This is a genomic window from Burkholderia pseudomultivorans, assembly GCF_902499075.1.
Lineage (GTDB): Bacteria > Pseudomonadota > Gammaproteobacteria > Burkholderiales > Burkholderiaceae > Burkholderia > Burkholderia pseudomultivorans.
The window spans coordinates 1-11,973 of sequence record NZ_CABVPP010000104.1; the positions used below are offsets into that span (position 1 = coordinate 1).

At 70.0% G+C, this 11,973-nt stretch carries 15 protein-coding genes and 1 pseudogene; 10 read left to right on the forward strand and 6 right to left on the reverse strand.

Translation table 11 applies throughout. The features are described 5' to 3' along the window. Together BST28156_RS33830 and BST28156_RS33835 are read right to left on the reverse strand one after the other, a co-directional pair. Positions 1 to 783, reverse strand: a 783-nt coding sequence (locus tag BST28156_RS33830; RefSeq protein ID WP_174904516.1) for a DUF2242 domain-containing protein, incomplete at its 3' end; no start/stop codon positions are given. Positions 784 to 908: 125 nt separating this feature from the next. Continuing rightward, positions 909 to 1,802 carry a LysR family transcriptional regulator gene (locus tag BST28156_RS33835; RefSeq protein ID WP_174904517.1) on the reverse strand — a complete coding sequence of 298 codons (894 nt, stop codon included), beginning with the start codon at positions 1,800 to 1,802 and terminating at the stop codon, positions 909 to 911. 106 nt (positions 1,803 to 1,908) lie between these two features. Here BST28156_RS33835 and BST28156_RS33840 point away from each other — a divergent pair, with 106 nt between their 5' ends. Together BST28156_RS33840 and BST28156_RS33845 are read left to right on the forward strand one after the other, a co-directional pair. Continuing rightward, positions 1,909 to 2,664, forward strand: a complete 756-nt coding sequence (locus BST28156_RS33840) for a TerC family protein (RefSeq protein WP_174904518.1) — start codon at positions 1,909 to 1,911, stop codon at positions 2,662 to 2,664. Positions 2,665 to 2,736: 72 nt separating this feature from the next. Next, the gene (locus BST28156_RS33845; protein WP_174904519.1) at positions 2,737 to 3,039 is read left to right on the forward strand and encodes a TFIIB-type zinc ribbon-containing protein; all 303 of its coding nucleotides are present in this window, start codon (positions 2,737 to 2,739) and stop codon (positions 3,037 to 3,039) included. Positions 3,040 to 3,142: 103 nt separating this feature from the next. On the opposite strand, the gene BST28156_RS33850 is transcribed toward BST28156_RS33845, so the two are convergent. Next, a complete protein-coding gene (locus BST28156_RS33850; protein WP_174904520.1) occupies positions 3,143 to 3,553 on the reverse strand; it encodes an Hsp20/alpha crystallin family protein in 411 nt (136 codons plus the stop codon). 17 nt (positions 3,554 to 3,570) lie between these two features. Continuing rightward, the gene (locus BST28156_RS33855) at positions 3,571 to 4,011 is read right to left on the reverse strand and encodes an Hsp20/alpha crystallin family protein (RefSeq protein WP_060242192.1); all 441 of its coding nucleotides are present in this window, start codon (positions 4,009 to 4,011) and stop codon (positions 3,571 to 3,573) included. 241 nt (positions 4,012 to 4,252) lie between these two features. Here BST28156_RS33855 and BST28156_RS33860 point away from each other — a divergent pair, with 241 nt between their 5' ends. Further along, a complete protein-coding gene (locus tag BST28156_RS33860; RefSeq protein ID WP_174904521.1) occupies positions 4,253 to 5,170 on the forward strand; it encodes a 3-hydroxyacyl-CoA dehydrogenase NAD-binding domain-containing protein in 918 nt (305 codons plus the stop codon). 53 nt (positions 5,171 to 5,223) lie between these two features. Here the strand turns inward: BST28156_RS33860 and BST28156_RS33865 are convergent, their stop codons facing one another. Together BST28156_RS33865 and BST28156_RS33870 are read right to left on the reverse strand one after the other, a co-directional pair. Beyond that, positions 5,224 to 5,496 (reverse strand): DUF4148 domain-containing protein, encoded by a 273-nt coding sequence (locus BST28156_RS33865; RefSeq protein ID WP_060241725.1) that lies wholly within the window; start codon positions 5,494 to 5,496, stop codon positions 5,224 to 5,226. 165 nt (positions 5,497 to 5,661) lie between these two features. Next, positions 5,662 to 6,510, reverse strand: coding sequence for a LysR substrate-binding domain-containing protein (locus BST28156_RS33870; protein ID WP_060241727.1), 849 nt, complete (start codon positions 6,508 to 6,510; stop codon positions 5,662 to 5,664). Between the two features lie 320 nt (positions 6,511 to 6,830). On the opposite strand from BST28156_RS33870, the gene madL reads away from it, so the two are divergent. From madL to BST28156_RS34925, 7 genes and pseudogenes are all read left to right on the forward strand, one after another. Further along, positions 6,831 to 7,226, forward strand: a complete 396-nt coding sequence (gene madL / locus BST28156_RS33875) for a malonate transporter subunit MadL (protein WP_011884246.1) — start codon at positions 6,831 to 6,833, stop codon at positions 7,224 to 7,226. Between the two features lie 11 nt (positions 7,227 to 7,237). Next, the gene (gene madM, locus BST28156_RS33880) at positions 7,238 to 8,005 is read left to right on the forward strand and encodes a malonate transporter subunit MadM (protein WP_060241730.1); all 768 of its coding nucleotides are present in this window, start codon (positions 7,238 to 7,240) and stop codon (positions 8,003 to 8,005) included. Positions 8,006 to 8,155: 150 nt separating this feature from the next. After that, positions 8,156 to 9,802: a malonate decarboxylase subunit alpha gene (gene mdcA, locus BST28156_RS33885; RefSeq protein WP_174904522.1), complete on the forward strand. Its 1,647-nt coding sequence runs from the start codon at positions 8,156 to 8,158 to the stop codon at positions 9,800 to 9,802. 10 nt (positions 9,803 to 9,812) lie between these two features. Beyond that, positions 9,813 to 10,130, forward strand: a complete 318-nt coding sequence (gene mdcC / locus BST28156_RS33890; protein ID WP_174904523.1) for a malonate decarboxylase acyl carrier protein — start codon at positions 9,813 to 9,815, stop codon at positions 10,128 to 10,130. After that, positions 10,127 to 11,053 carry a biotin-independent malonate decarboxylase subunit beta gene (locus BST28156_RS33895; RefSeq protein WP_174904524.1) on the forward strand — a complete coding sequence of 309 codons (927 nt, stop codon included), beginning with the start codon at positions 10,127 to 10,129 and terminating at the stop codon, positions 11,051 to 11,053. The genes mdcC and BST28156_RS33895 overlap by 4 nt, the downstream gene beginning before the upstream one ends. Before the next feature lie 58 nt (positions 11,054 to 11,111). After that, positions 11,112 to 11,819, forward strand: coding sequence for a biotin-independent malonate decarboxylase subunit gamma (gene mdcE / locus BST28156_RS33900; protein ID WP_174904525.1), 708 nt, complete (start codon positions 11,112 to 11,114; stop codon positions 11,817 to 11,819). Continuing rightward, positions 11,806 to 11,973, forward strand: a pseudogene (locus tag BST28156_RS34925) (phosphoribosyl-dephospho-CoA transferase MdcG domain-containing protein); the annotation flags it as partial. The gene mdcE and the pseudogene BST28156_RS34925, both read left to right, overlap by 14 nt.

Sequence of the window (11,973 nt, forward strand, 5' to 3'; positions counted from 1 at the left end):
GGGCGCTGCGCCTCGAAGCGCAGCCGGCGACGGCACCGCCACGGCCGATGCCGCAGCCGGCACCGCGGCCGCGCCGGCGGCCGGCGCGATGCCCGGCACGGACAGCGGTACCGGCGCCGCAGGCGGCGTCGGCACGACCGGCGTGGTCATCTTCATCGGTTCGCCCTGCGGCGTCGGCGCGGGTTCCGGCAGCGGCGTGACGGCTTCCTTCTCGGCGGCCTTCACGGCCGCGCGATCGCGGCGGGCCGGATCGATCTTCAGGAAATGCTCGACGAGGTTGAAGAAGCGCTCGTAGAACACGCCGGCGGGAATCGTCTCGCTCGCGGTCTTGACGAGCGCATCGTCGCTCGAGCCGATCGGCAGCGACAGCGAGCCGAACACGCTGAGGCCGACGCTCGCCGACGTGTTCGACTTCTTCAGCGTGTAGCGGTCCTGCACCGCGTTCACGTACGCGATGCTCGACGTGCCGTCCGCATTCGCGTCCGCGCACACGACGTGAAATTCGATCACGACGTGCATGTCGTTGTTCGGCTGGAAATTCTTGCTGCCGTCGACCGCGTCGTTGCGCGACGACGATACGACGTAGCCCTGGCTCAGCAGCGCGCGCCGCGCGGCCTCGCAGGCCGCGTCGGATTTCGCATGGAACGTGTGCGCATACGGGCTGCTGGTCGCGTCGAACTGCTCCTGCTGGTAGATCGGCTTGGGCGGCGACGAGCACGCCGCCAGCACGGTCGCGGCCGCGAGTGCGCACGAAACGGAAAACAGACGGAATCGGTTGTGCATGGCGTCTTTCAAAAGGCTCGGCGAGATGCCGGATCGGGCCGCGCGCCGGCAGCGCCGGCAAATGGCGTACGGCAATCTCGTATGGCCGGGGCGCTATTATAGTTTCGTTTGATGTCGCGCTCGCTTCAGCCGGCCGATGCGCCACGCGCGACGGCAAGCAATTGCGCCGTCAGCGGGTGATGTTCGCCGCGCCGCGAGCGGATCGCATGGATCTCCTCGGTCACGTCGCCCGCGCGCCCGAGCCGCCGCAGCCCGCGCAGCAGCGACGCGTCGTTCGCACCGAGCTCGCTGAGCGGGAATACGCCGAGCCCGCGCGCCGCGAACACGGCCATCAGCGCGCTGTCCTCGAATTCGCCGACGATGCGCGGCACGATCCGCTCGGCCTCGAACCAGCGGTCGAGGCGCGCGCGCAGCGCCGAATGTGCGGTCGGCAGCAGCACCGGCAGTTCGGCGAGGCCGTGCGGAAAGCGCTGCCGCGCGGCCGGCGTGACCCGCGCGGCGGGGCCGTACCAGTCGACCGGCGACGCGACGAGCCGCTCGCTCGTCACGCGCAGGTTCGAGCCCGACGGCGCGCCGCGGTCCGCCAGCACGAGATCGAGATGGTGCAGCGCGAGTTCCGCGAGCAGCGCGTCGTGCTCGCCGTCGTGGCACAGCAGCCGCAGCGTGGGCGTGTCGAGCACCGGCGCGAGGATCGCATGCGCGGCGAGCTTCGAGATCCCGTCCGCGAGGCCTACCGCGAGTCGCACCGTCGGCTGGCTGGCGGCCGCGCGCACTTCGTCCGGAATCAGCCGCCCCAGCTCGAAGATCGCCTCCGCACGTGCGTACGCGGCCTGTCCGGCGTCGGTCATCGCGACGCCGCGTCCGGCGGGGCGCAGCAGCTGATGGCCGAGCGCTTTCTCGAGCTCGCGCACCTGCGCGCTGATCGTCTGCACGGCCATGTCGAGCCGCTCGGCCGCGCGCGCGAACCCGCCTTCCTTCACGACGACCCAGAAGTAGTAAAGATGTCGGAAATTCAGCATCGATCGAAACTTCGTAAAAATCGAACCTAATATCAGATTCTCTCTGATTTTTTCGAAGTTCGGGCCGAAATATCATCGAGGCTTTCCACTTCACCAAACCCGCCTCATGGACTACCTGCTGACGCTTGCCGCCGATCCCGCAGTCTGGGCCGCGCTCCTGACCCTCGTCGTGATGGAAGTCGTGCTCGGCATCGACAACCTGATCTTCATCTCGATTCTGAGCAACAAGCTGCCCGAGGCGCAGCGCGCCCGCACGCAGCGGCTCGGCATCGGGCTCGCGCTGGTGATGCGCCTCGCGCTGCTCGGCACCGTCGCGTGGATCGCGCGCCTCACCGAGCCGGTGTTCACGCTGTTCGACCATGCGTTTTCGTGGCGCGACATGATCCTGCTGTCCGGCGGCCTGTTCCTGGTCTGGAAGGCGACCACCGAAATCCATCATCACGTGTCGCGCGACGGCGGCGGCGACGGCGCGTCCGGCGGCGCGGCCGGCCTGACGATGTGGGCGGCGGTCGGCCAGATCCTGATGCTCGACATCGTGTTCTCGATCGACAGCATCGTGACCGCGATCGGCATGACCGAGCACATCCCGATCATGTTCGTCGCGGTGATCGCCGCCGTGACCGTGATGCTGTTCGCCGCGCAACCGCTCGCGCGCTTCATCGACCGCAACCCGACCGTCGTGATGCTGGCGCTGTCGTTCCTGGTCGTGATCGGCATGACGCTGATCGCGGAAGGTTTCGGCTCGCACGTGCCGAAGGGTTATATCTACGCGGCGATGGCGTTCTCCGCGTTCGTCGAAGGCATGAACATGCTGGCGCGGCGCGCGAAGGCGAAGCGTGCCGCGCAGGCGGACGGCCACTGACCGACGCCTGCCGCCGCGGCGGCAGGTTCGACCGGATGCCGGCGGCATCCGCAGGATGAAAGGAGCGATACGATGAAATGCCCCGTCTGCAAGACGCCCGACCTGCTGATGGCCGAGCGCCAGTCGATCGAGATCGATTACTGCCCGACGTGCCGCGGCGTGTGGCTCGATCGCGGCGAACTCGACAAGCTGATCGCGCGCGATACCGGCGATACGCCGGTGCGGCGCGAACCGGCGCTCGCGCAACGCGATGCCCGCGCAGCCCACGGTCGCGACGACGCGTGGGGTCGCGACGGCCGCCCGCACGACGATCGATCCCGTCACGACGGTCGGCGCCGGCGCAGATCGATGTTCGACCTGTTCGACTTCGATTGAACGACGCGTATGCCGGTGCGCCGCCGGATAGGAAAAAGCCCCGCCCGACTGCATGTCCGGCGGGGCTTTTCAATACGCGCCGCGCTGCGGCGCGCGTTCGCGTTTACGCGTTGCCGGCCGTCACGTCGATCCGGCGCGGCCGGCTTTCCTCGCGGCGCGGGATGGTCAGCGTCAGCACGCCGTCGCGCAGGTTCGCTTCGATCCGCGACGTGTCGAGATCGGGGCTCAGCACGAAGCTGCGGGCGAAGCGCGGCGCGCGCACTTCGGCATGACGCACGCGCAGCTCGGCCGGCGTATCGATGCGCGTGTCGGCCTCGATCGTCAGCGTGTTGTCGTGCACCTTCACGTCGAGATTCTCGCGCGGCACGCCGGGCAGGTCGGCCCACAGCGTGACGCCGCGGCCGTCCTCGACGATGTCGACCGCCGGCGTCGCGGCGGGCCGGCGCACGGCCTCCGCTGCGGTCGCGGGAGCGGTGCCGGTCTGGCGTTCGGTCAGGATCTGGCTCGTATTCATGTCGTTCTCCTCAGCGATTAATGGACGGCGATCGCACGCGGCTTCGATGCTTCGCGGCGTCCGACGCGGATCAGCAGGCAGCCGTTTTCATAGCGGGCGCTGACCTTGTCGGGGTCCGCATTCTGCGGCAGCTCGACGACGCGGCGGAAGGCACCGTGAAAGCGCTCCTGCGCATACGCGCGCACGTCGTCGCCTTCGCCGCGCGGCGCACGCTTGCGCTCGCCGCTGATCGTCAGCAGATCCTTGTCGATCGACACGTCGAAGTCGGCCGCGGCCATGCCGGGCGCGAATGCGACGATTTCGATCGCGTCGTCGGTGGCGCCGACGTTCAGCGCCGGGAAGGCGTTCGGCCGCACCGCGCGGATGCCGGACGGGAGTTCGCCGAACAGGTTCGCCATCTGCCGCTGCACGCGGGCGAATTCGTCGAACAGGTCGTTGCCGAAATGGATACCGCTCATGTTGGTCCTCCGGAACAGGATACGCGGGAGACGCGACGGCGCGCCGCCGGCGGCGGGCGCGACCGGCTTCTCCAGCAGGTCGGAACGGGCAGCGCGCTGCATGCGGCCGCGGGGTGAAGCGTAATTAGTGATCGCTGCCGCGCATTTCAAGAGCGCGGCATGCAATCTTCGTCAACGCGCACGGACGCGCTTCGATGCGACAATCGCCGCGCCATCAACGAATCACGGAGACGGGACGCACATGGACATTCAACGCATCGCGATCGTCGGCGCCGGCGTGATCGGCGCGAGCTGGGCCGCTTTCTATCTGTCGAAGGGCTTCGACGTCGTCGCGACCGACCCCGCGCCGCAGGCCGACGCACGGCTGCGCGACGCGCTCGCCGCGTTTCTCGGCGAGCGTGCCGACGCGCTGTCGAAGCGGCTCGCGTTCGATGCCGATCTCGAGCGCGCGCTCGACGGCGTCGATTTCGTGCAGGAAAACGGTCCCGAACGGCTCGACCTGAAGCGCGAGCTGTATCGCCGGATGGACGACGTGCTGCCCGCGCACGTGCTGATCGCGTCGAGTTCGTCGGGACTGAAGATGTCGGAGATCCAGACCGCGTGCGCGAAGCATCCGGAACGCTGCCTGATCGCGCATCCGTTCAACCCGCCGCACCTGATTCCGCTCGTCGAGCTGGTCGGCGGCGACGCGACCGGCAGCGACGCGATCGCGCGCGCGAAGGCGTTCTACGACGCGCTCGGCAAGGAGACGATCGTCCTCAACAAGGAGATGGCCGGACATGTCGCGAACCGGCTCGCGGCTGCGCTGTTTCGCGAGGTGTACCACCTCGTCGGCGAGGGCGTCGTGAGCGTCGCCGACGCGGACAAGGCCGTCGCATGGGGGCCCGGGCTGCGCTGGGCGCTGATGGGGCAGTGCCTGACCTATCACCTCGGCGGCGGCGCGGGCGGTATCGCGCATTTCCTCGAACACCTGTCGGGCCCGATGACGAGCTGGTGGGACGACCTCGGCACGCCGTCGTTCGACGCGAACGTCGATCGCAAGCTGATCGACGAACTGCGCGCGATCCAGGGCGAGCGCTCGATGCAGGACCTTGCGGCCGAGCGCGACCGGCTGCTCGTCGAGCTGATCGACGCGCGGCGGCGCAGTTTCTTGCCGTAACCGCGCGAAGCGCGGCGAGGCGGCGCCGCGCGCGCGTCGGCACGCGGGGGCGGCTACTGCTGCTGCGAGACCGCCTGCGGCGCCTGGTCGAGCCATGCCGGATGCGCGGCCTGGATCAGTTCGCGATTGCGCTCGCGGGTCCGGTCGCTCGGCGGGTAGTCGCCGTCGGTCGTCGGCAGGTCGCCGTTCAGGTAAGCCTGCTTCAGCTGGGCGATGACGTCCGCGCGCGTCAGGCCCGGTTCGGGCGGCGCGGCGTCGGTCTGTGCAAAGGCGGGGGACAGCAGGGCGGCCGCAGCGGTCGCGACGGCGAATCGCATCACGTTCATGGTGCACGCTCCGATCGAGAGGGGACGACGAAAATGCCCGGCGGCACGCCGTGCGTTTTCGGGACATCCCATTGTCGGGAGCGGGTGCTGCGAGGACGCTGACGCGTTCCGGGCAATGCTGTCAGTTGCGGTGCGGCACGCGGTGCGAATGCGCCCGCGCGGCGGCTACAGCTCGGCGGCCGCCGCGATCAGCGTCGCTTCGAGCGCGAGCGTCGAGCGCGACGCGGCGGCGGGGCGGTCGATCACGTATTCGAGTTCGCCGAGTTCGGGCAAGCCGGCGTCGAGCCGCGCGAGCCCGGCCGGGATCACGTAGCCGGCGAACGCGCTGACGCCGAGCCCCGCGCTCGCAGCCGCGCGCAGCACCGCGACGCTGCTGCTGACCACCGCGATCCGGTACGGCCGCCCGACCGCCTCCAGCGATTCGAGCACGCGGCGGCGCGACACGCTCGGCTCCGGATGCATCGCGAGCGGCAGCACGGTCTCGTGGCCGGTGATGCGCGAATCGGGGCCGGTGCACCAGTACAGCGGCTCGCTGCGGATCACGCGGCCACGGCGGCTGCCGGCGATCCGTTTCGCGAACACCAGGTCGTGCCGGCCTTCGTCGAGCGCGTCGAACAGGTCGCCCGACAGGCCGGTGGCGATCGCGAGCTCGACGTCGGGATTGCGCTGCACGAAGCTCGCGAGCGCGGCCGTCAGGTGCGCGGACGCGAAATCCTCGGACATCGCGAGCCGCACCTTGCCCGACAGCGGCGGCCCGCACACCGACGTGACGGCCTCGTCCATCAGCTCGAGGATGCGCACCGCGTAGCGAAACAGCGCGTCGCCGTGTTGCGACAGCCGCACATTGCGCGTGTCACGCTCGAACAGCGGCCGGTCCAGCAGTTCCTCGAGACGGCGGATGTGCTGGCTGACGGTCGATTGCGACAGGCTCACGCGTTCGGACGCGGCGGTGAAGCTGCCGGACTGGGCGACGGCGACGAAGCTGCGCAGCAGCTCGGGCGGTAACGGGCGCATTGCTAAATCCACTGAATCGGTTTCGACAACTTCATAAATGGCCGGAGGCGGCGGGGCTAGTATCGGATCACGCACCGGTGCGCCCGCATGGCAGGCCAGCCGGATGCGTCGCCCGTGTCGCGCCGGCGGCTGCATCGGTCAGTCTACGGCGTCCGGCCCGAAACCGCATCATCCCATCGACCGCCCGAGAACGCGTCCGCACGACGGCGCGCCGGGCCGCGGCGCACCGCCGCAGGAGACAGCCCGGCGCGCAAGCGCGGGGCGCCGCACGCCTCCTGCGGACGGCCACGCGCCCGTCACGAAGAGACTGGAGACGACTCATGATCATCTACGGAACCGCGCTGCTGGCGTTCTGCCATCTGGCCGGGCTGTTTCTCGGCGACCTGCTGGGCGCCGCGATCGGCGTGAAAACCAACGTCGGCGGCGTCGGCATCGCGATGCTGCTGCTGATCTGCCTGCGGTTGTGGCTGCATCGGCGCGGCTGGCTGCCGAAGGAGACCGAGGCCGGCGTCGGCTTCTGGGGCGCGATGTACATCCCGGTCGTCGTCGCGATGGCCGCGAACCAGAACGTCGTCGCCGCGCTGAAGGGCGGGCCGGTCGCGCTGCTGGCCGCGCTCGGCGCGGTCGCGATCTGCGCATGCTGCATTGCGGTACTGGTGCGCACCGGGCGCGACGACACGGCCTTCGCGGGCGTGCCGCAATTCGAAGAACAGTGACGGAGGCCGCCATGCTGCAGATGCTCGAAAAAGTCGTCGCCCACAACGGGCTCGTCGCGTCGTTCGCGCTGGTCGGCCTGATCATGTGGGTGTCGTCGATCGCGTCGCGCAAGCTCACGTTCGGCCGCGTGCACGGCTCCGCGATCGCGATCGTGATCGGCCTCGCGCTGGCCTATGTCGGCGGCGCGTTCACCGGCGGCGAGAAGGGTATCGCCGATCTGCCGCTGTTCGCGGGCGTCGGGCTGATGGGCGGCGCGATGCTGCGCGATTTCGCGATCGTCGCGACCGCGTTCGAAGTGCAGCCGGCCGAGGCGCGCAAGGCCGGGCTGGTCGGCGTGTTGTCGCTGCTGCTCGGCACCGTGCTGCCGTTCGTCGTCGGCGCGTGCATCGCGCGCGCGTTCGGCTATACCGATGCGGTCAGCATGACGACGATCGGCGCGGGCGCCGTCACCTACATCGTCGGGCCGGTCACGGGCGCGGCGATCGGCGCGAGTTCCGACGTGATCGCGCTGAGCATCGCGACCGGGCTCGTGAAGGCGATCATCGTGATGATCGGCACGCCGGTCGCGGCCGGCTTCATGGGCCTGAAGACGCCGCGCTCCGCGATGATCTTCGGCGGCCTCGCGGGCACCGTCAGCGGCGTGAGCGCCGGGCTCGCGGCGACCGACCGCCGCCTCGTGCCGTACGGCGCGCTGGTCGCGACCTTCCACACCGGCGTCGGCTGCCTGCTCGGGCCGTCGGTGCTGTTCTTCACGACGCGCGCGCTGGTCGGCGCGTAGCGCGACGGGGGACTGCGCGCCGCGCCCGGGCGGGCGGCGCGCCACACGCATCCATCGCGGCCGCCTCTGAGTCGGATTCGGCAACATCATCAATCGGCGGCGGCGCCAGGCTTAGAATGCCGCTGAACCATCGAAGCAGGAGAACTGTTCATGACCGGATGGAATCACGCGCGGCAGGCGCGCGATGCACGCCTCGCGGCCGGCGCGCCGTTCGCGCGCGGCAAGCGGGTCGATGCGCGCGACGCGGTCGCGCTGCTCGAAGCGGTGCTGCGCCCCGGCGATCGCGTTTGTCTCGAAGGCGACAACCAGAAGCAGGCCGACCTGCTCGCGACGGCGCTCGCCGACGTCGACAGCGCGAAGGTGCACGACCTGCACATGGTGCAGTCCGGCGTCGTGCTGCCCGAGCATCTCGACGTGTTCGAGCGCGGCATCGCGAAGCGCCTCGATTTCGCGTATTCGGGCCCGCAGTCGCAGCGGATCGCGAAGCTGCTGTTCGGCGGCAAGATCGCGCTCGGCGCGGTGCACACCTACCTCGAGCTGTTCGCGCGCTACTTCATCGACCTCACGCCGCACGTCGCGCTGATCGCGGCGGTCAGCGCCGACGCCGACGGCAACCTGTACACCGGCCCGAACACCGAGGACACGCCGACCGTCGTCGAAGCGACCGCGTTCAAGGACGGCATCGTGATCGCGCAGGTCGACCGCATCGTCGACAAGGTGCCGCGCGTCGACATTCCGGGCGACCGCGTGCATTTCGTCGTCGAGGCAGGTCGCCCGTTCTATGTCGAGCCGCTGTTCACGCGCGATCCGGCCGCGATCACCGAGACGCAGATCCTGACCGCGATGCTCGCGATCAAGGGCGTCTACGAGCCGTACGGCATCAAGCGCCTGAACCACGGGATCGGCTTCAACACCGCGGCGATCGAGCTGCTGCTGCCGACCTACGGCGCGAAGCTCGGGCTGAAGGGCAAGGTCTGCACGCACTGGGCGCTCAATCCGCACCCGACGCTGATTCCGGCGATCGAATCGGGCTGGGTCGAGCAGATCCACTGCTTCGGCTCCGAAGTCGGGATGGACGACTACATCCGCGCGCGCTCCGACGTGTGGTTCACGGGCCCCGACGGCTCGCTGCGCTCGAACCGCGCGTTCTGCCAGACGGCCGGCCTCTATGCGTGCGACATGTTCATCGGCTCGACGCTGCAGATCGACCTGGCGGGCCATTCGTCGACGGTCACGGCCGAGCGCATTGCCGGCTTCGGCGGCGCGCCGAACATGGGCAGCGACGCGCGCGGCCGGCGTCATCCGAGCGAGCCGTGGCTGAAGGCCGGCGCGCAAGCCGATCCGGACACGCCGGCGGCATTGCGGCGCGGCCGCAAGCTGGTCGTGCAGATCGGCGAGACCTTCGGCGACAAGAACGTGCCGATGTTCGTCGAGAAGCTCGACGCGCTGAAGCTCGCCGACAAGCTGCAGCTCGATCTCGCGCCGATCATGGTCTACGGCGATGACGTCACGCACATCGTCACCGAGGAAGGGATCGCGAACCTGCTGATGTGCCGCGACCGCGACGAGCGCGAGCACGCGATTCGCGGTGTCGCCGGCTATACGGAGATCGGCCGCGGCCGCGACCGCAGGATGGTCGAGCGGCTGCGCGAGCGCGGCGTAATCCGCCGCCCGGAGGATCTCGGCATCGATCCGCTCGACGCCGACCGCCGCTGGCTCGCCGCGCGCTCGATCAAGGATCTCGTGCACTGGTCGGGCGGGCTGTATGCGCCGCCGGCCCGGTTCCGCAACTGGTGAGGAAGACGGCATGGAACAGTTGAACTATCGCTTCACCGCGCGCGAACGCGCGAAGGGCGAACGGGACTCGGCGCTGGTCGGCGTGGTCGCGTCCGGCAATCTCGAGGTGCTGGTCGAACGCACGCTGCCGGGCAGCGAATGCGAGATCGACATCCGCACCGCGGCGGTCGGCTTCGGCGCGGTCTGGCAGGCGGTCGTCGCGGATTTTGTCGAGCGGCGCGCGCCGGGCGGCCTGAAGCTGTCGATCAACGACGGCGGCGCGCGGCCCGACATGGTGTCGCTGCGGCTCGCGCAGGCGGTGCGTGCGATCGAGGGGGATGCGGCATGAGCGACGTCAACGTCAGTCACGATGCGCCGGCCTTCGTCGCGAATGACGCGAGCTGGTACGAAGCGTCGGCGCGGCAGCGCATCGACGGGCTGCTCGACGCGGGCAGCTTCGGCGAATTCCTCGGTCCGGCCGAACGCGTGACCAGCCCGCACCTGCCGCTGTTCGACCTGCCGCAGCAGTTCGACGACGGCATGGTGGTCGGCCACGGGCGGCTCGATGGCCGGCCGGTGTTCGTCGCCGCACAGGAGGGCCGCTTCATGGGCGGCGCGTTCGGCGAAGTGCACGGCGCGAAGCTGACCGGCCTGCTGCGCGCGGCACGCGAACGCGGCACGCCGGTGCTGATCCTGTTCGATACGGGCGGCGTGCGGCTGCAGGAAGCGAATGCGGGCGAGCTCGCGATCGCCGAGATCATGCGGGCGCTCGTCGAGGCGCGCGCGGCCGGCGTGCCGGTGATCGGGCTGATCGGCGGCCGCGCGGGCTGCTACGGCGGCGGCGGGCTGCTTGCCGCATGCTGCTCGGCGCTCGCGGTGTCGGAGCAGGGTCGCATCAGTGTGTCCGGCCCGGAAGTGATCGAGACCAATCGCGGCGTCGAGGAGTTCGATGCGAAGGACCGCGCGCTGATCTGGCGCACGATGGGCGGCAAGCACCGGCGGCTGATCGGCGGCGCGGACCGCTACGTCGCCGATACGCCGCACGCGTTTCGCGCGGCGGCGCTCGAGCTGATCGGCTGCGCGCCGAAGTTCGACACGGCGATGCTGCGCGCCGAGCAGGCGCGGCTCGATGCGCGCGTCGAGCGTTTCGGCGCGTGCGCGGATGCGCTCGACGTGTGGCGCGCGCTGGGCGCAAGCGCGCCGGAAGCGATTCCCGGGATGCCGGACGACGCGTTCGTCGCGCTCGCCGATCAACTGCAGGAGTTGAAATGAAATCACGCTCACTTGGTTCGCGGTGCCTCGAACAGGGCGGCCCGGCGGGAGGCATCGCATGACGCTCGATGAAGTCCTGAACTCGCTGTTCCCGCACGGCCATGCGATCGCGCGCGACGGCGGCCTGCTCGCCGGTCATGCGGAACTGGGCGGCGCACGCGTGGACGTGATCGGTGTGGCCGAACGTTTGCCGTTCGGCATCGACGAAGCGCTGAAACTCGCGTCGCACGTGCTCGACACGATCGAGCGCGGCGCGGCGACGCCGATCCTCGTGCTGGTCGACAGCGACAGCCAGCGGATGAGCAAGCGCGACGAACTGCTGGGCCTGAACGAAGGGCTGTCGCATCTCGCGAAGTGCCTGATCCACGCCGATCTTGCCGGGCACCGGACGATCGGCGTGCTGTACGGCCACACGGCGGCCGGCGCGTTCATCGCGACCGCGCTCGCGACGCGCACGCTGCTCGCGCTGCCCGGCGCCGAGCCGGAGGTGATGGACCTGCCGTCGATGTCGCGCGTGACGAAGCTGCCGATCGACGTGCTCAAGGAGATGTCGCGTTCGACGGCCGTGTTCGCGCCGGGCCTCGACAATCTCGTGAAGATGGGCGCGGTCGATGCGGTGCTCGATCCGGCGCGTGCGCTCGATGCGCAGGTCGCGCCATGGCTCGCGAAGCCGGCCGACCGCGTCGATCGCCGCGCCGCGCGCGGGCGGCCGGTCGCGGCCGAGGTCGCGCAACGCGTCGAGGCGCTCGCGCGTGCCGCACGCTGACGCACCGCTGCGCCGCCACACGCTCGTCACGCTGACGGCGGCGGGGTGGCGCGCGGCGTTTGCGCGCGATCCGCTGCTGGCCGCCGATCCGTGCGTGCGCCGCTGGGCCGAGCACGGCTGGCCGCTGATCGTGCGCCGCGCGTCGCCGGACGAG